This window comes from Streptomyces sp. NPDC030838 (genome assembly GCF_055572035.1).
Map to the genome: position 1 here is coordinate 42,299 of NZ_JBVIED010000018.1, position 24,957 is coordinate 67,255.

General features: G+C 74.4%; 17 protein-coding genes. 11 read left to right on the forward strand and 6 right to left on the reverse strand.

The window, feature by feature from the left end:
* Positions 1-36 precede the first annotated feature (36 nt).
* Positions 37-1,116: an NADH:flavin oxidoreductase/NADH oxidase gene (locus ACZ42A_RS34500; protein ID WP_468531267.1), complete on the forward strand. Its 1,080-nt coding sequence runs from the start codon at positions 37-39 to the stop codon at positions 1,114-1,116.
* A gap of 15 nt (positions 1,117-1,131) precedes the next feature.
* Here the strand turns inward: ACZ42A_RS34500 and ACZ42A_RS34505 are convergent, their stop codons facing one another.
* The 3 genes from ACZ42A_RS34505 to ACZ42A_RS34515 all read right to left on the reverse strand — a co-directional run bounded on the left by ACZ42A_RS34505 (position 1,132) and on the right by ACZ42A_RS34515 (position 7,590).
* Positions 1,132-5,535: an HAD-IC family P-type ATPase gene (locus ACZ42A_RS34505; RefSeq protein ID WP_468531268.1), complete on the reverse strand. Its 4,404-nt coding sequence runs from the start codon at positions 5,533-5,535 to the stop codon at positions 1,132-1,134.
* 33 nt (positions 5,536-5,568) lie between these two features.
* On the reverse strand, positions 5,569-6,096 hold the full coding sequence (locus ACZ42A_RS34510; RefSeq protein ID WP_468531269.1) for a hypothetical protein: 528 nt from the start codon (positions 6,094-6,096) through the stop codon (positions 5,569-5,571).
* Positions 6,097-6,261: 165 nt separating this feature from the next.
* A complete protein-coding gene (locus tag ACZ42A_RS34515) occupies positions 6,262-7,590 on the reverse strand; it encodes an extracellular catalytic domain type 1 short-chain-length polyhydroxyalkanoate depolymerase (RefSeq protein WP_468531270.1) in 1,329 nt (442 codons plus the stop codon).
* Positions 7,591-7,905: 315 nt separating this feature from the next.
* Here ACZ42A_RS34515 and ACZ42A_RS34520 point away from each other — a divergent pair, with 315 nt between their 5' ends.
* Entirely contained in the window at positions 7,906-8,727 is an 822-nt protein-coding gene (locus ACZ42A_RS34520) for a pectate lyase (protein WP_468531271.1), read from the forward strand.
* An 80-nt stretch (positions 8,728-8,807) separates the two neighbouring features.
* Here ACZ42A_RS34520 and ACZ42A_RS34525 read toward each other — a convergent pair whose 3' ends face one another.
* Entirely contained in the window at positions 8,808-9,548 is a 741-nt protein-coding gene (locus tag ACZ42A_RS34525) for a PaaX family transcriptional regulator C-terminal domain-containing protein (protein WP_468531272.1), read from the reverse strand.
* A gap of 75 nt (positions 9,549-9,623) precedes the next feature.
* On the opposite strand from ACZ42A_RS34525, the gene ACZ42A_RS34530 reads away from it, so the two are divergent.
* From ACZ42A_RS34530 to ACZ42A_RS34555, 6 genes are all read left to right on the forward strand, one after another.
* Entirely contained in the window at positions 9,624-11,294 is a 1,671-nt protein-coding gene (locus ACZ42A_RS34530) for an acyl-CoA dehydrogenase family protein (RefSeq protein ID WP_468531273.1), read from the forward strand.
* 104 nt (positions 11,295-11,398) lie between these two features.
* Complete coding sequence (locus ACZ42A_RS34535) at positions 11,399-13,519, forward strand: HEAT repeat domain-containing protein (RefSeq protein ID WP_468531274.1); 2,121 nt, start codon at positions 11,399-11,401, stop codon at positions 13,517-13,519.
* Between the two features lie 126 nt (positions 13,520-13,645).
* Positions 13,646-14,731 (forward strand): WD40/YVTN/BNR-like repeat-containing protein, encoded by a 1,086-nt coding sequence (locus tag ACZ42A_RS34540; RefSeq protein ID WP_468531275.1) that lies wholly within the window; start codon positions 13,646-13,648, stop codon positions 14,729-14,731.
* 256 nt (positions 14,732-14,987) lie between these two features.
* Positions 14,988-15,665: a uracil-DNA glycosylase gene (locus ACZ42A_RS34545; protein ID WP_468531276.1), complete on the forward strand. Its 678-nt coding sequence runs from the start codon at positions 14,988-14,990 to the stop codon at positions 15,663-15,665.
* A complete protein-coding gene (locus tag ACZ42A_RS34550) occupies positions 15,662-16,645 on the forward strand; it encodes an N-acetylglucosamine kinase (RefSeq protein ID WP_468531277.1) in 984 nt (327 codons plus the stop codon). Before ACZ42A_RS34545 ends, ACZ42A_RS34550 begins: the two co-directional genes overlap by 4 nt.
* Before the next feature lie 172 nt (positions 16,646-16,817).
* The gene (locus ACZ42A_RS34555) at positions 16,818-17,741 is read left to right on the forward strand and encodes a sirohydrochlorin chelatase (RefSeq protein ID WP_468531278.1); all 924 of its coding nucleotides are present in this window, start codon (positions 16,818-16,820) and stop codon (positions 17,739-17,741) included.
* Between the two features lie 80 nt (positions 17,742-17,821).
* On the opposite strand, the gene ACZ42A_RS34560 is transcribed toward ACZ42A_RS34555, so the two are convergent.
* Together ACZ42A_RS34560 and ACZ42A_RS34565 are read right to left on the reverse strand one after the other, a co-directional pair.
* A complete protein-coding gene (locus tag ACZ42A_RS34560) occupies positions 17,822-18,850 on the reverse strand; it encodes a lactonase family protein (RefSeq protein WP_468531279.1) in 1,029 nt (342 codons plus the stop codon).
* A 97-nt stretch (positions 18,851-18,947) separates the two neighbouring features.
* Complete coding sequence (locus ACZ42A_RS34565; protein ID WP_468531280.1) at positions 18,948-20,447, reverse strand: FUSC family protein; 1,500 nt, start codon at positions 20,445-20,447, stop codon at positions 18,948-18,950.
* Positions 20,448-20,704: 257 nt separating this feature from the next.
* Between ACZ42A_RS34565 and ACZ42A_RS34570 the strand changes: the two genes are divergently transcribed.
* From ACZ42A_RS34570 to ACZ42A_RS34580, 3 genes are all read left to right on the forward strand, one after another.
* Positions 20,705-21,181 (forward strand): Lrp/AsnC family transcriptional regulator, encoded by a 477-nt coding sequence (locus ACZ42A_RS34570; RefSeq protein WP_468531281.1) that lies wholly within the window; start codon positions 20,705-20,707, stop codon positions 21,179-21,181.
* Between the two features lie 85 nt (positions 21,182-21,266).
* Entirely contained in the window at positions 21,267-21,962 is a 696-nt protein-coding gene (locus ACZ42A_RS34575; protein ID WP_468531282.1) for an HAD family hydrolase, read from the forward strand.
* A gap of 159 nt (positions 21,963-22,121) precedes the next feature.
* The gene (locus ACZ42A_RS34580) at positions 22,122-24,929 is read left to right on the forward strand and encodes a beta-L-arabinofuranosidase domain-containing protein (protein WP_468531283.1); all 2,808 of its coding nucleotides are present in this window, start codon (positions 22,122-22,124) and stop codon (positions 24,927-24,929) included.
* Positions 24,930-24,957: the final 28 nt, after the last annotated feature.

The window sequence follows — 24,957 nt, forward strand, 5'->3', positions numbered from 1 at the left end:
AGTGAAGCCCCCGGTCCATGACGAACGGAGCCCTCCGTGACCGCCCTCTTCGAGCCCTACGCCCTGCGCGACGTCACCATCCCGAACCGCATGTGGATGCCGCCGATGTGCCAGTACTCCGCGGCCCCCGAGGGGCCGGAGACCGGCGTGCCCCACGACTGGCACTTCGCGCACTACGCCGCCCGCGCGGCCGGCGGCACCGGCCTGATCATCGTCGAGGCCACCGCGGTCAGCCCCGAGGGCCGTATCTCGCCGTACGACCTGGGCCTGTGGAACGACGCGCAGGTCGAGGCGTTCCGCCGGATCACGCGCTTCCTGGCCGACCAGGGCACCGTCCCCGCGATCCAGCTCGCCCACGCCGGCCGCAAGGCCGCCACCGACCGACCCTGGAAGGGCGGGGCGCCGCTCGGTCCGGACGCGTACGGCTGGCAGCCGCTCGCGCCGAGCCCGGTCGCCTTCGACGAGCGCCACCCGGTGCCGAGCGAGCTGACGGTCGAGGAGATCCGGGAGATCGTCGGCCAGTTCGCCGACGCCGCCCGCCGGGCCCTCGCCGCCGGTTTCGAGATCGCCGAGATCCACGGCGCCCACGGCTATCTGATCCACGAGTTCCTGTCCCCCTACTCCAACCACCGCACCGACGCCTACGGCGGCTCGTACGAGAACCGCACCCGGTTCGCCCTGGAGGTCGTCGACGCCGTACGGGCGGTGTGGCCGGACGACAAGCCGCTGTTCTTCCGTATCTCGGCGACCGACTGGCTGGAGGAGGGCGGCTGGACCGCCGACGACACCGTCCGCTTCGCCCGCGACCTCCAGGCGCACGGCATCGACCTGCTCGACGTCTCCACCGGCGGCAACGCCTCCGCCGTCCGCATCCCCACCGGCCCCGGCTACCAGGTGCCCTTCGCCGCCCGGGTGAAGGCCGAGACCTCGCTGCCGGTCGCGGCCGTGGGTCTGATCACCGATGCCGAGCAGGCCGAGAAGATCCTCGCCAACGGCGAGGCGGACGCCGTGCTCCTGGGCCGGGAACTGCTGCGCAACCCGTCGTGGGCCCGGCATGCCGCCCGGGAGCTCGGCGGGGAGGTACGGGTGCCGGACCAGTACCACCGGTCGGTCTGAACACCCGCCCGCCGTTCACTCGACGGCCGCGGACACCTCGGTCACGGCCGGTGCCGGCCGCGCCGGACCGAGGCGGGCCGGTCGGTCCTGGGACCTGCTCTGTGAACCGCCCGCACGGGCCACCCGGAGCACCGTCCGCTCCAGCTCCGGCAGCACCCGCTGCCCCGCCACCGCGAGGGTGATCGCCATCGCGACGCCCGCCCAGGCGACCGGGCCGAGCGGGGTGCAGCCGACCAGACGGCTGGCGCCGGGGGTCTCGACGAGGACCACCAGGGCGGCGGCGGAGCCCAGGGCGGTGAGCTGGACCAGTGGGCTGTCGCGGCGGTCGAGCAGGGTCTGCACCAGCTGGGTGCCGACCACGGCGCACAGGGCCATCGTCGTCGTACGGCGGGCCGTACCCGGGGTGAACCGGCCGAACAGCCAGGCGGCGACCGCGCCCAGGCAGGTGGTCAGCGCCCGGTGCCGGATCTGCCGCATCAGCGGCGCGCCCAGCAGCGAGGTGCCCAGCGGCCCGCCCGACTGCGTGTCGGCCGGGTCCTGCTTCGGGGTGACCGCCACGGCCATCGCCGGGAACAGGTCGGTGAACAGGTTCACCAGCAGCATCTGACGGGTCGACAGCGGCGCGGAGCCCGCGAGCAGCGTGCCGAGGATGCCGAACCCGACCTCGCCCGCGTTGCCGCCGATCAGGATGGCGACGGCGTCGGCGACGCTGTGCCACAGGGCGCGGCCCTCGCCGACCGCCTCCACGAGGACGGTCAGGTCGGCGTCGGTGAGCACCAGGTCGGCGGCGTTGCGGGCGGCGGCCGAGCCACGGGCGCTGATGCCCACGCCAACGTCGGCGGCCCGGATGGCGGCCGCGTCGTTGGCGCCGTCGCCGACCATCCCGACGACCCGGCCGGCGTCCCGCAGCGCCTCCACGACCTGCAGCTTCTGCTCGGGCGCGACCCGCGCCACGACGTCCGCGTCCCGCAGCATCCGGGAGCGCTCGGCGCGGTCCGCGGCGGCCAGGTCGTCGCCGGTGACGACGGCGGTGTCCTCGGGCCAGCCCAGATCCAGGGCGATCGCCCGGGCGGTCTGCGGATGGTCGCCGGTCAGCATCACCGGGCGGGCGCCCGCCGCGCGCAGCCCCTGCACCAGGGCGGTGGACGTCTCGCGCGCCACGTCGGCCAGCGCGAGCAGCCCGGTGAACTCCAGGTCGCGGGGCGGCTCGTCGCAGACGTCCGTGTCGCTCTCGGCGTCGGCCAGGCGCCGCTTGGCCACGGCGAGCACCCGCAGACCGTCGCGCGCCAGCGCCTGCGCGGTCTCCGCCGCGTGCTCGGGCAGGTCGCGGCAGGCGGGCAGGACGGTCTCGGGGGCGCCCTTGACCGCGAACACCCGGACGCCGTCCGCCGCGCGGCCCACCGCGGCCGCGTAGCCGCGGCCCGCCTCGAACGGCCGCGCCTCGGTCTGCGTCCACTCCGGGTCCTGGCCCGCCGCCTCCAGCACCGCCTCGTCGGTGGCGTGCACCGGCTTCTCCCCGTCGCCGTTGAGCTGCGGACACGCGCGTACGGCGATGCGCAGCACCTCGGAGTCGCCCGCCTCGCCCGTCTTGCGGACCGTGCCGTCGGCCTCGGCGACCCGGACCAGGCGCAGCCGGTTCTCGGTGAGAGTGCCGGTCTTGTCGAAGCAGATGGTGTCCATCCGGCCGAGCGCCTCCAGGGTGCGCGGGGTGCGCACCAGGACGCCGCGCCGGCTGAGCCGCCGGGCCGCCGCCAGCTGGGCCACCGTCGCCACCAGCGGCATGCCCTCGGGGACGGCGGCGACCGCCACGGCCACGCCTCCGCTGACCGCCTCGCGGATCGGGGCACCGCGCAGCAGCGACAGCCCGGTCACGGCGGCGCCGCCCGCCATGGTGAGCGGCAGGGCCTGGCGGGTGAGCTCCTGCAGCCGGCCCTGGACGCCCGCGGCCGGCGGGGTGCGGGCGGCGAGGTGCACGGCGCGGGCGGCCTCGGTGCGGTCGCCGGTCTCGACGACGACGGCCCGGGCCTGCCCGGCCACCACGGTCGTCCCCTCGAACACCATGCAGCGGCGGTCCGGGACGGCGGCGCTCGGGGTCGGCTCCACCTGCTTGTCGACCGGCAGCGACTCGCCGGTCAGCGCCGATTCGTCGACCTCCAGGCCGTCCTCCCACAGCAGCCGGGCGTCGGCGGGCACGACGTCGTCGGCGTTCAGCTCGATCACGTCGCCGGGCACCAGCCGGGCGGCGTCCACGGTGCCCGGGCCGTGCCGCCGCCGGTCGCGGCGTTCCACGGCCGGGCCGATGCCGTCGGCCGTCACCCGCGCCTTCTGCTTCTGCTCGGCGACCAGTCCGGACAGGGCCCGCTCGGCCCGCAGCCGTTGCAGGCCGCCGACCAGGGCGTTGAGGTCGAGCGCGCCGACCACCAGCAGTGCGTCCGCGACCGAGCCGAGGATCGCCGACGCCGCCGAGCCGACCGCCAGCACCGGGGTGAGCGGGTCGTCCAGTTCGTTGCGTACGGCGCGGGCGAGCCGGAACGACCAGCGGGCCGGAGCCATGGCCGGCTTCCGCCCGAGGGTGCCGACCGCCTCGCGCACCCGGCCCACCGCCTGCTCCACGGCGGTCTCCTCGGCCTCCAGCCGGTCGGCCAGCCGGGCCTGCACCGAGCGCGGGTCCAGCGCGTGCCAGGCCACCCGCGGCCGGGGGTGCGGGGCCCGCGCCAGCGCCACGCCGACGGCCGCGCGCACCCCGCCGAGCAGGGCCGCCGCGGCCGCGGCGTCGACGGGCGCGTGGCGTAGTCCGGGCAGCCACGGGTTGCCGCTCTGCCGCCGCTGTTCGCCGACGGCGACGAGCAGCCCGGACAGGGCGGCGCCGGACCGGGCCAGCGTCTGCGAGCGGCGCCCGACCCGGCGGGCGGCGGGCACCGCGGCCAGCAGCCGCCACACGTCGGGCAGGCCGTCCGGGGTGAGCACGTCCGCGCCCCAGGCGACGGCCGCGTCGCGGTCGGCGAGCGCGACGGCCAGGTCCCCGGCGAACAGTCCCTCCAGGACGTCGATGTCGTCGGAGGACGCGGGCCGGGCCACGGTGATCACACAGCCGCCGTCGCGCAGCCGCTCCACCGCCTCGGCGGGCGGTCGGCCGGCGGGCACGATGTGGTCGGCGAGGCCGATGAAGTCGGCGAGGGCGGGATCATCGCCCACGACCACGCGCAGCCCCGCGCGGCGGGCCGCGTCGAGGACCGGCTCGGCCCACGGGTCCGCGTCGCCGTCCGCGGTGCGCAGCGCGCTGGGGTGCAGGAAGACCGTCCCGGCCGTCTCGAGGCGGCGCAGCCGCTGCTGGTCGCGGATCATGACGCCGGTGCGGGCCAGCGCGCAGCTGAGGGCGGCGTGGAAGGCGGCGGGCCCGTAGCGGGCGGCCTTCGGGGAACCGGCGAGCACCGCCTCCGCGGCCTCCGTCGCGTCGTGCTTGACCATCAGGGTCGCGAGGGCGCCCACCAGGCTGCCGGACTCGGCGTGCACGGCGTACTCCTGGGCGGGCGTCCGGCGCAGCGGCGGGCGCGGGAACCGGTCCATGGCCACACCGTCCCGGTAAGGCACGCACAGCCGGTCGTGGACGGCGTCGAACGCGGCCGCCCGGGTCAGCGTCTCGGCCAGCGCGCAGGTGCGCAGCGAGCCGTCGAGCAGCAGGGCGACGGGGTTCTGTCCGGCGCCGTGGACGACCGCGTTGAGGGTGGCCAGCACGAGGTCCGCGCGGGAGTCGCCCAGCCGCCCGCGCAGCCAGGAGCGGAACCGGGGGTGCTCACGGAGCAGGGTGTTGCCCGCCGTCACGAACTTCGGCGAGGGCGGCAGCCGCAGCGCGGAGGCGGTGAACGCGGCCCCGAGGCCGAGCGCGTCGGCGCCCAGCGCGGCCACGGCGGTGCGCACCCCGATCGGGTCGCCGGGGTGCGCGAACTCCTCCACCGACTCGTCGTCGGGGGTGAGCCCGTACCGTTCGGCGAGGTCGGCCGCCTTCTCCAGCACCGTGTCGGCGACGGCGGCCTCACTCGCGGCCACGACCAGGCGGGACAGCCCGCCGTCCCAGTACGCGTAGGCCACGTCGGGCCGCTCCATGAGGGCGGCGGCCACCCGCCGGGCGGCGTGCGCCGTCCCGCCCTCCTCGCGCGTCCGCTCGGGTGCGGCGGTCTTCAGCGCGAGGTGCGCCCGCCGCCCCGACCGCCAGTCACGCCGCTGGCCGGGCAGCGCGGCGGCCCGCGCCACCCGGGCGACCCGGACGGCGGAGTCCGCCCCGCGCACTCCGGCCCGCGCGCCCACCGCCGCGGCGCCCGCGGCCATGCCCACGGCGGGCGCGGTTCCGCGCGCCAGCAGCCGGGGCCCGGCCAGCAGGGCCCCGGACACAGCCGTCACCGGCCCCGTCAGCAACCCCATCGCCCATCCTCGGTTCGTGTGTGTCACCTGGGTTCAGCTCGTGGTCGCGGTGTGCCGCCGGGACGCCGTGCGCCGGTGGGCGGTCGCCGCCTTGATGGTCGTCATACCGGCCCCGTGCGTCTTCAGCGTCGTACGGCCGGGGGATGCCGCCGTAGGGGTGTCGGACGGCGGTTCACCCATGGCCCGGCTCGTCGTCATCGACGTCGTACTGCCGCCGGACGCCGCCCGCTGCGAGGCGGCGCTGGTCGTCGCCCTGGCGGCCGGCGCGCGGCCTGCTCCGGCTTCCTGCTTCTCCTCCTGCTGTCCGGGCTTCGGCTGGGTCAGCCAGGCCACCGCCGCCCCGGCGATCGCGACGGGCCATTCGACGACGCCCGCGACGCCGAGCAGCCCGGCTCCCGTGTAGACGGCGATCCGGCGCCCGCGCGGTGACACGGCCCCGACCGTGTCCAGCGTGCTCTCGGCGGCCTTGCTCACCATTCCCGCGCCGGGCACCCGGCGCAACGCCGAACCGGTGAACCGCACCGGCTCCGTGATGACGGACGACGGCTTCAGCCGTGTCATGACGCTCCCCGCCTCCCTGCAGATCGGCTTGTGCACGGGCCCGAGTTCCCGGAAAACACCTAGTCACCCGTGGGGAGCGGAGGAAACACGAGTGGCCGGGGCACTTTCCCCGGCCACTCCGCGCGGCGCCCGTCGACCGGGCGGCCTTCGGAACGCTCCCGTCGGTCAGGCGGTCGTACAGGCCGTTCCGTTGAGCGTGAAGGCGCCCGGCGACGCGCTGGTGCCGCCGTGGTTCGCCTGGTAGCCGATGCTCACGCTCGCGTTCGGCGCGATCGTGCCGTTGTAGGCGGCGTTCGTGGCCGTCACCGCCCCGGAGGCCGGTGCGTACGTGGCGCCCCAGCCGTTGGTGATGGTCTGGCCGGCCGGGAGGGTGAAGCCCAGCTTCCAGCCGTTGATCGCCGTGGTGCCGGTGTTGGTGATGGTCACGGAGGCGGTGAGGCCGGTGTTCCAGGCGCTGGTGGTCACCGTCACCTTGCAGCCGGCCGGCTGCGGCTGCGGGGCCGGGCCCTGGCCGTCCAGGCCGAAGAAGGTGAGCACGCGGGCGCCCATGGTGCCGTAGGCGTACAGGTTGTGCCCGACACCCTGGAGGCTGACCGCCTCCACGGGAGCCCGGTCACCGGTGCCGCCGTAGCGGGTGCGGGTCCAGCCGGTGGCGGGGGTGTCGGTGGACGCCGGGGTCTGGCTCACGCCCAGGACGTTCGTCCACTGCTTGATCTCCTCGCCGAAGTTCGGGTAGCGCAGCACGTCGTCCTCGGTGCCGTGCCACAGCTGCATCCGGGGCCGCGGGCCGGTGTAGCCGGGGTACGCGCCGCGGACCAGGTCGCCCCACTGCTGCGGGGTGCGGGTCACGGTGCCGTTGGCACAGGCGCTGTTCCACTCGGAGCCGTCGGTGGTGGCGAAGCAGCCGAAGGGGACGCCGGCGAAGGCGGCGCCCGCGGCGAACACGTCCGGGTAGACGCCGAGCAGGACGTTGGTCATCATCGCGCCGGAGGAGATGCCGGTGGCGAAGACGCGCTTCGGGTCGGCGTCGTAGGTGGTGAGGACCCAGTCGACCATCGACTTGATGCCGACCGGGTCGCTGCCGCCGCCGCGGCGCAGCGCCTGGGGCGAGGAGACGTCGAAGCACTTGCTGGACCTGGTGACCGACGGGTAGACGACGATGAAGCCGTAGCGGTCGGCGAGCGAGGCGTACTCGGTTCCGTTGTACATCGCCGGCCCGGAGCCGGTGCAGTAGTGGACGGCCACCAGGACCGCCGGGTTCGGGGTGACGCTCTCCGGGACGTACAGGTACATCTGGAGGTTGCTGGGGTTGCTGCCGAAGTTCGTGACCTCGGTGAGGGTCGCGTAGGGCACGTCGGCGGCGGCGTCGGTGCGGGCGGCGGCCGGGGGCGCGGTGAGCAGCAGCGCGGCGAGCAGCGGCACCAGCGCTCCGTAGAGCGCGACGAGTACCGAACGCAGAGGTCTCCTCGCGGTGTTGCCGGCGGTGGCGGACACGTGGTTGTCCCTTCCTGATCGCGGCTCGGGGTCATCGGTGAAGGGAACGCGATCCCGTGGAAGCGCTCCCACACCGTCACACGGGAGCCGCCGCGCCAACGTTCAACCGGGCCCCCTTCGCCTCAGGACTGGCCGAATCCGTTCTGCGCGAAGCGTTGACCAGAAAGCGCTTGCCCTCTACGGTCCGTTCAACAGTGTGACCGGCTGGCATCCGCCAAGGCCGAAAAGGTCAAGTCAGTCACACCGGGCGTTCAGCAAGGAGCACGACAGTCACATACAGGAACGACGCCAGCACTTCCGAAGGGACGCACCCGCATGCGTACACACCCCCACACGAGGAATCGGGGCACGGCCTCCGCGACACGACCGCGCGACCGCCGGCGCGCACTGACCGGCGCGCTGGCCACCCTCGGGGTCTCGGTTGGCATGCTCATGACCACCGGGGCTCCGTCGGCGAACGCCGCCACCTGGCCGACCCCGACCAGCAGTCAGCCGGTGACCGCCACCATCACCCTGAACGCCTCCAAGGACTACGGGATGCAGCGCCTGTACGGCAGCGGCGCCCTCGGCACGGGTGACCAGGACGAGAACCAGCAGCCGATCCTCAAGCTGGCCGACGGCGTCACGCTGAAGAACGTCATCATCGGCGCGCCCGGCGCCGACGGCATCCACTGCATGGGCAGCTGCACGCTGCAGAACGTCTGGTGGGAGGACGTCGGCGAGGACGCGGCCACCTTCCGGGGCGGCACCAGCGCGACGTACCACGTCATCGGCGGCGGCGCGAAGAAGGCCACCGACAAGGTCTTCCAGCACAACGGCGGCGGCACGGTGAACATCTCCAACTTCGCCGTGCAGGAGTTCAAGACCCTGTACCGGTCCTGCGGCGACTGCTCCACGCAGTACACCCGCAAGGTCAACCTCAACACCATCGAGGTGACCGGGACCGGCACCACCGCGCGGCTGGTCGGCATCAACGTCAACCGCAACGACGTGGCGACGCTGCGGAACATCACGATCCTCAACGACGCGAGCCGCAAGGTCATCCCCTGCCAGAAGTACAACAACAACACGGCGGTGGGCACGGGCCCGGACAGCACCAACTGCCTGTACTCCACCTCGGACATCACCTACCGCTAGGAGCGGTGTCCCCCGGTGAACCCGGCCGTACGAAGCGCCCCCGCACGGCGCTTCGTACGGCCGTCACGCTGTCCGGCGCGTCAACCGCGCTCCACGCGCGCGTGGACCTGCGCCGCCAGCTCCCGCTGGTAGTCCGTGTAAGCGGCCCGCAGTGCCGTACCCGGCCAGTCGGCGGGCAGCAGCGGTGCGGGCAGCACCGGGTCGGCCAGCAGATGGCGGACGACGGCCGCGAACGCGGTGAGCCGCTCGACCGGTCCGGGGGCGCGGTCGACCCGGTCGAGCAGGGTCCGCGCGGTGGCCGCCCAGGTGTCCAGCGGCCACAGGGCCGCGGCCAGTTCGGCGGCGGGCCGGCCGGGGCGGGCCGTGTAGTGCTGGGCCACCCGGTCGAGGTCGTCCGGCAGCGGGCGGCGCAGGTTGGCGGGGCGCAGCCAGACGCCCTCGCGCAGCTCGGCGAGGCGCAACGAGGCCAGCCGGGCGCGCAGCTCGGCGCGTTCGGCGGGCCCGCGGCCGGTCGCCGTGACGACCACCATCTCCCAGTCGCCGTCCCACGCGCGCGTGTGCGGCCGTACGGCCTCGTCCTGGCGGCGCTGGCGTTCCAGCAGCCGGTCACCGATGCGGTAGCCGGTGCCGGTGCGCCGCAGATCCCCGGCGGCCGTCATCCGGCTGAGCGCGGCCCGCAGCGTCGAGCCGCCGACGCCGAACGGCGCCACCACGCGGGCGAGGTCCTTCGCGGGCAGCTCCGGGGGGTGCGCGCCCAGCAGCAGGCTCAGCACGACCGACCGCGCGGACAGCGGGCGCAGGTCGGGTTCGTTCGTCGGCATGGGCTCGTACTGTACGGGGCGGAGCTGGGTGTTGCAGTATTGCTGCGGTCGCAGCATAAGTGCAACACTCCCTCCATGGCCTCGACAGTCGCGCACCCGCAGCAGGACGCCGCCCACGCCGAAACCCACGCCGTCACCAACCAGCCTCCGCCCCTCGCGCCGTACGACGCGGCGGACGACGTCGCCCTCCTGGAAGGCCTGCGTCGCGAGGGTGCCGGGTGGGCCGAGGAGGACATCCGGCGGCTCGGCCGGCGGGCCGGGAGCGAGCAGGCACAGGAGTGGGGCGACCTGGCCAACCGGCACGAACCGGTGCTGCGCACCCACGACCGCTACGGCCACCGGATCGACGAGGTCGAGTTCCATCCCGCCTGGCACCACCTGATGGAGGTGGCCGTCGCCGCAGGGCTGGCCGGAGCGCCCTGGGCGGACGACCGGCCCGGCGCCCATGTCGCGCGGACGGCGGGCGGGCTGGTGTGGGGACACGCTGAGGCCGGCCACGGCTGTCCGACGTCGATGACGTACGCGGCGATCCCCGCCCTGCGCCGCGAGCCCGGGCTGGCCAAGCTCTACGAACCCCTGCTCACCAGCCGGGAGTACGAGCCCGGCCTGCGGATCCCCACGGAGAAGCGGGGACTGCTGGCCGGGATGGGGATGACCGAGAAGCAGGGCGGGTCCGACGTACGGACGAACACCACGACCGCCACGCCCACCGCCGAACCCGGCGTCTACACGCTGCGCGGGCACAAGTGGTTCACGTCGGCGCCGATGTGCGATGTCTTCCTGGTGCTGGCGCAGGCCCCGGACGGCCTCTCCTGCTTCCTCGTCCCGCGCGTGCTGCCGGACGGGACCCGCAACACGTTCCGTATTCAGCGGCTGAAGGACAAGCTGGGCAACCGCTCCAACGCCTCCTCCGAGCCGGAGTTCGACGGCACCGTGGCCTGGCTGGTCGGCCCCGAGGGACAGGGCGTCAAGACCATCATCGAGATGGTCAACTGCACCCGCCTGGACTGTGTGATGGCCTCCGCGACCCTGATGCGCAAGACCCTGGTGGAGGCGGGGCACCATGTGCGGCACCGGACCGCGTTCGGGGCGCGGCTGCTCGACCAGCCGTTGATGCGCAACGTGCTCGCCGACCTCGCCCTGGAGTCGGAGGCCGCGACGACCCTGACCCTGCGGCTGGCGGGCGCCGCCGACCGCGCGGTGCGCGGGGACGCCGGGGAGCGGGCGCTGCGCCGGATCGCCACCGCCGTCGGCAAGTACTGGGTCACCAAGCGCGGCCCGGCCTTCACCGCCGAGGCGCTGGAGTGCCTGGGCGGCAACGGCTACGTCGAGGACTCCGGGATGCCCCGGCACTACCGCGAGGCTCCGCTGCTGTCGATCTGGGAGGGCTCCGGGAACGTCAACGCCCTCGACGTCCTGCGGGCGCTGGGCCGCGAACCCGCCGTGGCAGAGGCCCTGTTCGCCGAACTCGCCCTGGCCCGCGGGGCGGACCCTCGGCTGGACGCGACGGTCAGCGGGCTGAAGGACGGCCTCGCCGAGGCGTCGCCCGTCGGGGCCCGCAGGCTGGTGGAACGGATGGCGCTGGCCCTCCAGGCCTCCCTGCTCGTCCGGTTCGCGCCGTCGGCCGTCGCCGACGCCTTCTGCGCGACACGGCTGGGCGGCGACGGGGGCTACGCGTTCGGCACGCTTCCCGAGGCGGCCGACCTCGACGCGATCCTCGACCGGGCGCTCCCCGGCGACGGCTGACCGCCCGCGCGGGGTTTGGCGCACGGTCGCCGGTCGCTTCCCGCGTTGTCAGTGCCGTGGTGCAGACTCACGATCGACCGGCACCACGCCTGGGGGAGGACGACGTGTTCACGGGGATCGACGAGGTCGACTGGGCCTCGATGCGGCATGCGTACGGCAGCGCGCAGGACGTGCCCGGACTGCTCCGGGGCCTCGCCTCCGCGGACCCCGCCGAGCGGGAGACCGCGCTCGACGGGATGTACGGCGCGGTGCACCACCAGGGAGACGTGTACGACTCGACGCTGGCCTGTGTGCCGTTCCTGTTCGCGCTGATCGCGAGCGAGGAGGTGGCGGACCGGGGCGGCATCGTGGAGCTGCTGGTCAGCATCGGAGGGTACGGCGAGGACGAGGACGAGGACTGGGACAACGGGGAGGACGACTCGGACGACGGGGACGACGAGGACGGGGCCGGCGACTCGGACGACGGGGACGACGAGGAAGACGACGGCGACGACTGGGAAGACGACGAGGACGACCCCGGCAGGCACCGCGCCGCCGCCCGGGCCGCCGTGCGGGCGGGCGCCGAGGTCTTCGCACGGCTGGCCGGGGACGCCGACCCGGGTGTGCGGCAGGCCGCCGCGCAGGCGCTCGTGCCGTTCCTGGACGAGCCCACGCGCGTGCTCGCCCTGCTGCGGGAGCGGATCACGGCGGAGCGGGACGACCGGGTCCTGCTCGCCCTCACCGAGAGCCTGGGCCGCTTCGTCCGGCGCCACCCCGGGCACGCCGACGGCGCCGTGGAGCTGCTGGTCGGGCAGACCGCGCCGCCGCACGGCCCCGGTCTGCGGCTCGCCGCGCTCGGCCAGCTCGCGGGCAGCGCGCCCGACCGTCTCCCGGCCGACCTCGTGCCCACCGTCGTACGGCTGCTGCGGGAGCGGTCCGGGCGACGGCCCGGCGGTCCCGGCGAGCCCGACCGTCCGGACACCGACACGCTGGTCGGCCGGCTGCGGCGGCTGCGCCCCTCGGACGAGGAGGGCTCCCGGCTGCTGCGCACCCTGCACAACGCGCTCGACGACCGCGTGGACGACCGGATCGCCCTGCTCAACGGGCAGTTGACGAGCCCCGACGCCGTCGACCGGTGCAACGCGGTGTGGATGTCCGCGGGCCTGTTCCGCACCTGGCGGGCCGACTACGCCCGCCCCGTCGCGCTCATCGGGGAGCAACTGGGCGAGGAGGACGACCGGTTGCGGGACGCGGCGGTGGCCGTGCTCGAGGACCTGTTCGCCCTGGCCGCCCCGGCCGCCGACCCGCTCGCCGCGCTGGTGACCTCGCGCCCCGATCTGTGGATACGGCGGTGGGAGCACGGCGCGCCGAGCCTGGGCCACCCGCTCAGGGCCCTGGCCCGGACCGGGGACGTGCGGGCCGTCCCGCTGCTCGCCGAGGTGCTGGCGGGACCGGTCGTGCCGGACGACACACCGGCGGCGGTCGTCCACCTGGGCCCGGCCGCGGCCCCGCTCGCCCCGGCGCTGCGGCACCGGCTCGAGGAGTCCCCGCTCGACGGGCCGGAGCCGGTCACCCGGATCGCGTGGCTGCTGTCGGCGCTCCGTGAGCTGGGCGACGCGGAGGCGTCCCCGGCGGTGCTGCGGCTGCTGCGGCGGCTGCACAACGGCTCCCACCCGTCCGCCGGCACACTCGTCCCGCTCGCGCTCCGGACGCTCGCCGCGTTCGGTCCGGCCGCCCGGGAGTCCCTGCCGCTGATGCGGCGCCTGCTGCGCTCGGAGTATGCGGTCGCCGCCGCCGAGGCGTGCTGGGCGGTGGAGCGGGACGCCGACGTGGTCCTTCCGGTGCTGGTGCGCGCGCTGGAGACGGACGTGCGGGCGGCCGCGCGGGTGCTGGAGCGGCTGGGCCCCGAAGCCCGTCCCGCGGTGCCCGCGCTGCGGGGCCTGACCGGGGCCGAGCGGCTGTGGGACCGGACGGCCGCCGCGAGCGCGCTCGCGCGGATCACCGGCGACGCCGCCTCGGTCGCGCCCGTCCTGCGCGGCGCCTGGGAGGAGAACCCCTACACCCGCCCGCCGATCGCCGAGTGCCTCGCCGCGCTCGGAGCGGCCGCCGCGCCGCTGCGGGACCTGGCCGAGGCGGAACTGGCCACCCGCCGCCGGCACACGGCGCGGACGGACGGCTACGGCAGCCATGACGTCCTGGGCGACGAGGAGCTGCTGCGGCTGTGCCGTGCGGTGGCGGCGGGATAGCGGTCCGGCCGCCGACACCGCCGTCGACCTGCGGCGACGGCGTCCTGAGGGGTGACTGTCAGTGATGGGGTGCAGACTGGCCGGTGGCTGGGACGAATACGTCAGAGCACAGCGGAGGTGATCGGCATGACCGAGGTACTGCTCGCCGTGGGCACGCGCAAAGGCCTGTTCATCGGGCGCCGGCGCGGTGGCGCCTGGCAGTTCGACGAGAATCCCTACTTCAACGCGCAGGCCGTGTACTCGGTCGCCATCGACACCCGCGGCTCGACCCCACGGCTGCTGGCCGGTGGCGACAGCGCGCACTGGGGCCCCTCCGTCTTCCACTCCGACGACCTCGGCCGCACCTGGACCGAGCCGGCGCGGCCGGCCGTCAAGTTCCCGCCGGACACCGAGGCTTCGCTGGAGCGGGTGTGGCAGCTGCACCCGGCGGCGGCCGAGCCGGACGTGGTCTACGCGGGCACCCAACCGGCAGCGCTGTACCGCTCGGAGGACCGCGGGGAGAGCTTCACCCTCGTCCGCCCCCTGTGGGAGCACCCGACGCGGTCCCGGTGGATGCCGGGTTTCGGCGGGGAGTGCCTGCACACCGTCCTGACCGACCACCGCGACCCACGGTGGGTGACCGTCGCCGTGTCGGCCGCCGGGGTCTTCCGCACCACCGACGGCGGCGCCGCCTGGGTCCCTTCCAACTCCGGTGTCTCCGCGGTGTTCCTGCCCGACCCGAACCCGGAGTTCGGCCAGTGCGTCCACAAGATCGCCCGGGACGCGGCCAACCCGGACCGGCTGTATCTCCAGAACCACTGGGGGGTGTACCGCAGCGACGACGCGGGCGTGCACTGGACCGACATCGGGGAGGGCCTGCCGTCCACGTTCGGCTTCGCCGCCGTGGCCCATCCGCACCGCGGGGACACGGCGTACGTCTTCCCGATCACCGCGGACTCCGACCGCGTGCCCGCCGACCGGCGCTGCCGGGTGTTCCGCACCGCGGACGCGGGCAAGACCTGGGAGCCGCTGACGGCGGGCCTGCCGCAGGGGGACCACTACGGCACGGTGCTGCGCGACGCCATGTGCACGGACGACGCCGACCCGGCGGGCGTCTACTTCGGCAACCGCACCGGTGAGGTGTACGCGTCGGCCGACGACGGCGACAGCTGGCGGCAGTTGGCCTCGCGGCTGCCGGACGTGCTGTGCGTGCGGGCGGCGGTGGTCGGATGAGCCGGGGACGGCCGTCCGGGCCTAGGTCGTGTCCGCAAAGTCCCGTCGTCCGCCCGGAGGGCGGGCCCCGCGGCGTCTGGTGCGTGCTCTCGGCGTGCCGGGCGGAAGCCCTCGTACTGGACGTACTTGGGCTTTCGCTCGGTGCGGCGAGAGCACGTGCCAGGCGTCGCGGGGCAGGCGGGACTTTGCGGACACGGCCTAGGGGCCTTGGCCACCGGTTGATCGCCTGCTGCCGTACGGCAGTAGGGTGACGCCCGTGGCACCACGACCGTTGCATGAAATCGTCGAACCGGGCTGGGCGAAGGCCCTCGAACCCGTCGCCGGAAGGATCGCCGAGATGGGCGACTTCCTGCGCGCGGAGATCGCCGCGGGACGCACCTATCTTCCGGCCGGACAGAACGTCCTGCGGGCCTTCCAGCAGCCCTTCGACGAGGTGAGGGTCCTGATCGTCGGACAGGACCCTTATCCGACCCCGGGGCACGCGGTGGGTCTGTCGTTCTCCGTCGCCCCGGAGGTGCGGCCGCTGCCCGGCAGCCTGATCAACATCTTCCGCGAACTCCACACCGACCTGGGGATCCCCCAGCCGTCGAACGGCGATCTGACGCCGTGGACCCAGCAGGGGGTGCTGCTGCTCAACAGGGCGCTCACCACGGCTCCCCGCAAGCCGGGAGCGCACCGCGGCAAGGGCTGGGAGGAGGTCACCGAGCAGGCCATCCGCGCGCTGGCCGCCCGCGGCAAGCCGCTGGTGTCCATCCTGTGGGGCCGGGACGCCCGCAACCTCCGCCCGCTTCTCGGCGACCTGCCGTCGGTGGAGTCCGCGCATCCCTCCCCCATGTCGGCGGACCGCGGCTTCTTCGGCTCGCGTCCGTTCAGCCGCGCCAACGACCTGCTGATCCGTCAGGGCGGCCAACCGGTGGACTGGCGCCTGCCGTGACGGGCGAGGCCGGCTCCGCCGGGTTCCTCGCCGTCGACTCGGGCGGCTCCGGGCTCCGGGTCGTCGTCGGGACGCCGGGCTCCGGGCCGCTCGGACAGCGGGAGTCGCGGGTCCCGGTGCGGACCGGTGCGCGGGGGATCGACGCCGGGCATCTGATGGAACAACTGGTGCCCCTGGTCCGGGCGTTGACGGCCGAGGCCGACAGGACGGAGTTGGGCGCCGCGGTCGTCGGCGCCGCCGGCTTCGGCACCCTGGGCGACGCGCTGCGCGCCGAACTGCCGGACGCCCTGCGGCGGGAGTTCGGGATCCGCCGGGTCGCCCTCGCCGCCGACGCCGTCACCGCGTACGTCGGCGCGCTCGGCCCGCGGCCCGGCGCCGTGATCGCCGCCGGCACGGGTCTGATCGCGATCGGCACGGATCTGACCGGATGGCGGCGGGCGGACGGCTGGGGCCATCTGCTCGGCGACTGCGGCAGCGGTGCGTGGATCGGCCGCGCGGGGCTGGAGGCCGCGCTGCGGGCGCACGACGGGCGGGAGTGCGGCTCGGCCCGGCTGCTGGCTTGCGCCCAGGAGCAGTTCGGCCCGCTGCCCGGGCTCCCCGGCGTGCTGTATCCGCGGACGGACCGCCCCGCCGTGCTCGCCTCCTTCGCGCCCCAAGTGGCGGCCTGCGCCGGCAGCGACCCCGTCGCCGCGGACATCCTGCGGGCGGCGGCCCGGCACATGGCCGACTCGGCGGCAGCGGTCTGTCCCGAGCGAAGCACGCCGGAAGTGGGCCTCACCGGAGGGCTGTTCAAGATGGGCGAGCCGCTGCTCGCCCCGGTGCGGGAGGAACTGGCGCACCGGCTGCCGCACGCCCGCTGTGTGCCGGCCGAAGGCGATCCCCTGCACGGTGCGGTCCGGATCGCCACCGCGCTGGCGACGGGCACGCTCACCCTTCCGAGGGACGAGAAGATGCTCTGCGTGACCTCTCGGGAGGGGTGATCCGGCCGCACGGATCCGGCCACTCCGGCATGGCTCCTCGGGGCCCGCCGCGAGGAAAACCCGCTGATCAGTTCTGATTTCCGCGTAACTCATCAGACAAAACCGGACGGATACCGCTCACCTGCACCCTCCCCGAACAGGGGAGCCACGGAAGCCAGTAACATGCGGCGCCATGAGCTCCCCCACTGGGCCCGCGTCCGGCCTGCCAGTACGAATGCCGCGCCCCCGCCAGCCCGGGCGGCACCGCCGACCCGAGCCCCTGGCGGCTCCCGAGGGCGCGCCCGCGCTCGTCCTCGCGGTGCCCGGCACGCCCAGCGCCGCCACCCGCGGCCTCGCCGAGGAGATCGTGAGCATCGCCCGCTCCGAGCTGCCCGGCCTCGACGCCCGGATCGGGTACGTCGACGGGGACGACACCGAGTTCCCCACGCTCCAGGCCGTGCTGGCGCACGCTGCCGACGAGCGCACCGCCCGCTACGAGCAGGCGCTCGCCGCGGGCGTGGAGGCCAAGGAGCCCGAGGGCCCCGTCGCCGTCGTGGTGCCCCTGCTGGCCGGTCCGGACGCCGCGCTGCTGCGCCAGGTCCGCCAGGCCGTGATGGACAGCCGGGTCGCCGCCGAGCTGACCGATGTGCTCGGCCCGCACCCGCTGCTCGCCGAGGCGCTGCACGTCCGGCTGTCCGAGGCCGGTCTGGCCCGCGCCGACCGTGCCCGGCTGTTCACCGTGGCGACCGCCGCGGACGGCATCATCCTGGCCTCCGTCGGCGGCGAGGAGGCCGTGCAGGCCGCCGGGATCACCGGCATGCTGCTGGCCGCGCGGCTCGCCGTGCCGGTGATGGCGGCGGCGCTCGACCAGGAGGGCTCGATCGCCTCCGTGGCCGAGCAGCTGCGCTCCTCCGGCTCGCAGCAGCTGGCGCTGGCGCCGTACCTGATCGGCCCGGAGATCGACGCCGCGCTGATCGAGGCGGCCGCCGCCGAGGCCGGCTGCTCCGCCTCCGAGGCGCTGGGCCCGTACCCGGCGATCGGCAAGCTCGCCCTGGCCAAGTACACGACGGCCCTGGGCATCGCCCCGCAGCAGGCACAGGGCGCACCGGTCCGCTGACCCGGCCGGTATCGCCGTACGACGACAAGGGCCCGCTCCGCACCCGGAGCGGGCCCTTCGCACATCGCGCCGGCGGGCGCTCAGTCGAACACCACGCAGGACGCCGCCGTCACCGCGACCGCCCCGGCGCGCCGCGGCCACCCCGTCCCCGGGTCGACGGCGAACCAGGTGACGTCCCCGGAGCGCTCGTTCGCGACGTACAGGAAGCCGTCCGACGCGGCGAGGGCACGGGGCCAGTGGCCGCCGCAGGGCACCGTGCCGGCCGGCCGCAGGGTCTCGCCCTCGACGGTGAACACGGAGAGCACGTCCTCGCCGCGGGTGGCGGTCCATACGAACCGGCCGTCGGGCGAGACGACGAGGCCGGACGGGTAGGCGTCACCGGCCGGTGCGCCGGGCAGCACCGGCGTCTCGGCGAGCGGGCGCAGCACCCCGTCCTCGGCGTGCCAGCGGCAGACGGTCACGGTGGGGCTGAGTTCGTTGACGACGTAGGCGTGCCCGCCGTCCGTATGGAAGGCCAGGTGGCGCGGGCCGGAGCCGGGCCGCAGGGCGGTCTCGCGGTGCGGGACGAGAGCGCCGTCCTCGAGGGTGCACACGCGCACGGAGTCGGTGCCGAGGTCGACGCTGAGGATCCACCGCCCGCTGGGGTCGGGCCGCACCTGATGGGCGTGCGGGCCCCGCTGGCGGGGTGCGAACGGTCCCGAGCCGGTGTGCCGGAGGGTTCCGGACGCGGCGGAGGCGAGTGTGCCGTCGGCGCGCAGCGGTACCACGGTGACGCTGCCGGATCCGTAGTCGGCGGTGAGGACGTGTCCGGCGTGCACGCTGAGGTGGGTGGGTCCGCCGCCGACGGGTACCGGCGGCCCGGCGGGTTTCGGAACCGTGCCGTCCACGCGGTACGCGGCCACCGCGCCCTCGGCCGTCTCGCTGACCGCGTACAGCGTGCGCCCGTCGGGCGCCAGGGCCAGGTAGGAGGGGTCGGGCAGATCGTCGGCGCTGTCGAGGAGCGTGAGGGCGCCGGTGTCCGGATCGACGGCCGCCGTCACCAACCCGGGGCCGCCCGCCGCCGTGAACGACCCGATGAACGCCCGCCGCCGCGGTCCGCCGTTCGCCACCGCTGTCCCCTCTCGCCTTCTGGGCTGTCGCAGGTGACGGTAGCAGCGGATCAGTGAAGGTCTAGACCAAACGGCCGAACGTCATGCGACCGCCGCTTCACGCGCCGACGAGCGGCGACCCGGACGGCGTCCGCAGCGGAGTCGCCAGCTCGGCGAGCGCGCGCTCCAGGCCGTGCAGATGGGCGAGCGCCGGTTCCGCGGCCGACGGCTGCGGTGCCAGGCCGGTGAGCTCGCGTTCGGCCGGACCGCCCGTCAGCGCCTCCACCGCGGCCTGCACGCGCCAGCAGGCGGCGGCGAGCCGGGCGTCATGGGAGGCCTCCGGGTCGGCGGCGACGGCAACCAGCCCGCGGACCTCTCGGGCGCAGTCGTCGAGCAGGGCGAGCACCCGGCGGGCGCGCCGCTTGCGGCCGAGCATCGGGTTCAGCGGATGCACCAGCGGGGCGACCGCGAGCCGGACGCGGGCGAGCAGCTGCTCCAGGTCGGCCACGCGCGGGGCGGGGTCGGCGGCCGGGTCGCCGGCGAGCCGCGCGGCGGCCTCGGCGGTGCAGGCGTGCACCGAGCGCAGGGCGCGCTGGATCCAGGCGTCGGTGACCGTGTGGGTGGTGACGGGCAGCACGAAGAGCACCGCGAGGACGGCGCCCAGCGCGCCGACACCCGTCTCGGCGAGGCGCAGCGCGAGCAGGGCGGGGTCCAGCAGGCCGAGGAGGCCGTAGAGCAGCTCGGCGAGCAGGGTGACGCAGAGCATCATCCAGGTGTAGGAGACCGCGGCCGTGTAGAAGATGCCGAAGACACAGACGGCGACCAGGGCGGCCGAGGGCACGGCGGCGCCCTGCAGCGGGATCGCGACCAGCAGGCCGAGGCCGATGCCGAGCACCGTGCCGAGGACCCGCCGGAAGCCGCGGACCAGGGTCTCGCCGCGCGAGGTGGTGTTCACGAAGATCCACCAGGTCGCGCCGACGGCCCAGTACCAGCGCTCTCCGGACACCAGCTGGCCCACGACCAGCGCGAAGCCCGCGCCGGCGGTCGCCTGGACCGCCTGGCGGGTGGTGATCCGGGCGAGACCGGTGCCGTCCGGCGGGGCGACCGCGGGCGCCGGGGGCTGCCGGCGCTCGTAGCACCACAGGCCGAACCGCACCGCCGCCGCGCTCAGCACGGAGAGCAGGACGGCCGCGTAGAGCTCGGGCAGGTGGCGCGGGGTCGCCTGGAGGAACTGCGCGATGAAGTAGGTCATGAAGGCGAACACGCCGAGGCTGTGTCCGCGCGGGCCCCAGCGGCGGGCGTAGACGCCCGCGCCGACCACGGCGAGGAAGAAGAGGTCGCGGAGCACGGGCTGGTCGTGCACCTCGGCCGCGACGGTGAGCACCGGCAGGCCGACCGCGGGCAGCAGCGCCGTGGTGACCGCCTGGCCGCGCACGGTGGCGTCCGTGACGGTGAACAGGGCGAGCAGCGCGGCGAGGCCGCCGGTGACGGCGCCGACGAGGGAGTGGCCGGCGAGTCCGCAGACGACGACCGCCAGGCCGACACCGAGGACCGCGCGCGTCGCGAACCGCAGCCGCGTCCGCCCCGGGTCCGGAGCCACGAACACCCTCTTCAGCACTGCTTACCGCCCCCTGAAGCTGATCGGCATGAAAAAGGCGCCGCGGGATCCGCAGCGCCATCGACCTCCCCATGACAGCATCCCTGCCGCCAGTGGCTCAAGTGCCCCGGTCACCACTGTGCCATTGGCTCAACGCTGAGGCTCGGGATGCGTCCGGCACCGGGCCATCGGACCATGGCGAGTGGTTCAGCCGACGGTCGGCGTCCTGGGCCATTGGTACAGTCATTCAAGATCATCCGAGGAGGAGGCCGCGCACCATGGCCGTGGACGAACTGGACACCCGCATCCTGCGGCTGCTGCTGGAGCAGCCGCGTACGAGCGTGCGGGAGTACGCCCGGATCCTCGGAGTCGCCCGCGGCACGCTCCAGGCCCGGCTCGACCGGCTGGAGCGGGACGGTGTGATCACCGGCACGGGCCCGACGCTCTCCCCCGCCGCCCTCGGTCATCCGGTGCTCGCCTTCGTCCACATCGAGGTCACTCAGGGCCACCTCGACGACGTGGGCGACGCGCTGGCCGGCGTACCGGAGATCGTCGAGGCCTTCTCGATCACCGGCGGCGGCGACCTGCTCACCCGCGTCGTGGCCCGCGACAACGCTCACCTGGAGGATGTGATCCAGAAGCTGATCAGCCTCCCCGGGGTCGTCCGCACCCGCACGGAGGTGGCCCTCCGCGAACGCGTGCCGCACCGGCTGCTGCCGCTGGTGGAGTCGATCGGGCGCGCGGCGAAGACCTGAGCCGGGGCTCACCGCTCCCGCTCGACGGGCCGAAGATCGACCCTGGGCATCCTGATCCGAAGATCCGCCTTGGCATCCTGATTCCATGAACACTCTCGGCGGCATCTCGGTCATCTTCGATCTCGACGGAACGCTCGTGGACAGCGAGCCGAACTACTACGAAGCGGGCCGGCAGATCCTCGCCGAGCACGGCGTCCCGGACTACAGCTGGGCGGACCACGAGCGGTACGTCGGCATCAGCACCCTGGACACCATCGCCGACTGGAAGCGGCGGTACGACCTGAGCGCACCCACGGAGGAGCTGTTCGCCGCCAAGAACCGCCGCTATCTGGAGCTGGCCCGCGCCGCGACGCCCACCTACCCCGAGATGCGGAAGTTCGTGGAGCTGCTCGCCTCGGAGGGCGTCCCGACGGCCGTGGCGTCCGGCTCGTCGCCCGAGGCCATCGCGGCGATCCTGGCCGCCACCGGCCTGGACACCTTCCTGCGCACGACCGTCTCCGCCGACGAGGTCCCGCACGGCAAGCCCGCCCCCGACGTCTTCCTGGAGGCCGCCCGCCGGCTCGGCGTGGCCCCGGCCGACTGCGTGGTCCTGGAGGACGCCGCCCCGGGCGCCGCCGCCGCGCACGCGGCCGGCATGCGCTGCATCGCCGTACCGTACGTCGCCGACCAGGCCCACGATCCCCGGTTCGCCACGGCCGGCCTGCTGTTCCGCGGCGGTCAGCCGGAGTTCACGGCACGGGCGGCGTACGACTGGCTCACCCGCGCGGTTCCGGCGTCCTGACCCTCCGGTCCCGGCCGAATCGGTCGGGACCGTTGACGCACTCCTGCCCCACCTCTACCTTCTGGTCGACAAGCCGAATGCCGTTCGAAATATCGACCAACTGAGCTGACCAACTGACCACTTCGCAACCCCGCTGATCACTTCGCAGAGGAGCAGCACATGGCACCGCCCCTCTCCCGCCGGACCCTTCTCCAGACGGCGATCCTCGCCGCGGCCGCTCCCGGCCTCGCCGCCACCACGACGACGGCCACGGCCTCCGCCGCCACCCTCCCGCCACCGGCCGCCTGGCGACTGCGCCCCTTCCACCTCAAGGACGTGGCCCTCGGGAACGGCGTCTTCGCCGCCAAGCGGCAGCTGATGCTCGACCACGCGCGCGGCTACGACGTGAACCGGCTGCTCCAGGTCTTCCGCGCCAACGCCGGGCTGTCCACCGGCGGCGCGGTCGCCCCCGGCGGCTGGGAGGGCCTGGACGGGGAGGCCAACGGCAATCTGCGCGGCCACTACACCGGCCACTTCCTCACCATGCTGTCCCAGGCCTACGCGGGCACCGGCGACCAGGCGTACGCGGAGAAGATCCGCACCATGGTCGGCGCCCTCGTCGAGGTCCGCGAGGCGCTGCGCCGGGACCCGGTGGTGCTGCCCGCGGAGGGCAGATTCGGCGGGGCGGCGGACAACATACGAGGCTCCTACCAGTACATAGACCTGCCCTCCGGCGTCCTGGCCGCAAGCCCGGCCATCACCCTCGCGGCCTGGGTCAAGCCCACCCACGACAGCACCTGGGCCCGCGTCTTCGACTTCGGCGACGACACCACCCGTTACCTGTACCTGGCCGCCCGCAACGGCGGTGGCGTCCCGCGCTTCGCCCTCACCACCGGCGGCCCCGGCGCGGAACAGGGCATGAACGGCACCGCGCCTCTTCCCCTGAACCAGTGGAGCCACCTCGCCGTGACCATCGCGGACGGCACGGGCACGCTCTACGTCAACGGCACCGCCGTGGCCCGCAACACCGCGATGACCCTCACCCCGGCGAGCCTCGGCACTCCGGCCCACGCCTGGCTGGGCCGCTCCCACTTCTCCGCCGACCCCGTCTTCGCGGGCGCCTTCGCCGGCTTCGACGTCTGGTCACGCGCCCTGACCGCCGCCGAGATCACCGGCCTCCAGGACAGCCGCCCCGCCGACGCCCCGGCCGGACGCGGCGACCTGGCCTCGTACGCCTTCGACGAGACCGAGGGATCCACCTTCGCCGACGCCTCCGGCCGCGGCCTGACCGCGACGCTGCGCCGGACCTGGGGCGGGCCGAGCCACCCCGGGTTCCTGGCGGCGTACCCGGAGACGCAGTTCATCGACCTGGAATCGAGAACCACCCCCGACTACACCAAGGTCTGGGCGCCCTACTACACCGCGCACAAGATCCTGCGCGGCCTGCTCGACGCCTACCTCGCCACCGACGACGACCGGGCCCTCGACCTCGCGTCCGGCCTGTGCGACTGGATGTACTCCCGGCTGTCCAAGCTGCCCGACGCCACACTCCAGCGCATGTGGGGGATCTTCTCCAGCGGCGAGTTCGGCGGCATCGTCGAGGCGATCGTCGACCTGCACGCGCTCACCGGCAAGGCCGAACACCTCGCGCTGGCCCGGCTGTTCGACCTCGACCGGCTCATCGACGCCTGCGCCGCGAACACCGACATCCTCGACGGGCTGCACGCCAACCAGCACATCCCGATCTTCACCGGATACGTCCGGCTGTACGACGCCACGGGAGAGGAGCGCTACCTCACCGCCGCGAAGAACTTCTGGGGCATGGTCGTACCGCACCGCATGTACGGCATCGGCGGCACCAGCACGGGCGAGTTCTGGAAGGCCCGGGACGTCATCGCGGGCACGATCGGCGCCACCACCGCCGAGACCTGCTGCGCGTACAACATGCTGAAGCTCAGCCGGACCCTGTTCTTCCACGAACAGGACCCGAAGTACATGGACTACTACGAGCGGGCCCTCTACAACCAGGTCCTCGGCTCCAAGCAGGACAAGCCGGACGCGGAGAAGCCACTCGTCACGTACTTCATCGGGCTCACGCCCGGCCATGTCCGCGACTACACCCCCAAGCAGGGCACCACCTGCTGCGAGGGCACCGGCATGGAGAGCGCCACCAAGTACCAGGACTCGGTGTACTTCGCCCAGGCCGACGGCAGCGCCCTCTACGTCAACCTCTACAGCCCCTCCACCCTGACCTGGGCCGAGCAGGGCGTCACCGTCACGCAGACCACCGACTACCCGCGCGAACAGGGCACCACGCTCACCGTGCGCGGCCGCACCACCGCGTTCACGCTGAAGCTGCGGGTGCCGTCCTGGGCGACCGCCGGATTCCGCGTGACCGTCAACGGCCGCACCGTGGACGGCACCCCGAAGCCCGGCAGCTACTTCACCGTCCGCCGCACCTGGCGCAGCGGCGACACCGTGCGGGTGAGCATCCCCTTCCGGCTGCGCGTCGAGAAGGCCCTGGACGACCCGTCCCTGCAGACCCTGTTCTACGGACCCGTCAACCTGGTCGCCCGCAACTCCTCGACGAGCTATCTGGAGTTCGGCCTGTACCGCAACGCCGCCCTCTCCGGCGATCTGCTGCCCACGTTCACGGCGGTGACCGGGAAGCCGCTCCACTACACCCTCGACGGCACGGAGTTCGCCCCGTTCTTCGAGGGCACCGAGGACCCGACCCACGCCTACGTCCGGCGCTCCGAACCGCGTGTGGTCTTCGGCGGCACCGACTCCGGCGTGGCCAACCCGGCGAAGGCGGACGGCACGACGCTGCTCGACGAGGTCTGGGCGGGGGCGCCGTTCGCGGGGAAGGGAGCGCTGGTCGCGCGGGTGGGGGCCACGGTGGACGCGTGGGTCGCGGCGGGGCTGCTGAGCAGGGCCGACGGCGACAGGATCGTCGCTACGGCGGCGAAGGCGTCGTACGTGTCCTAACGGGGGCGATGCCCCGGGCGGGTCCGGG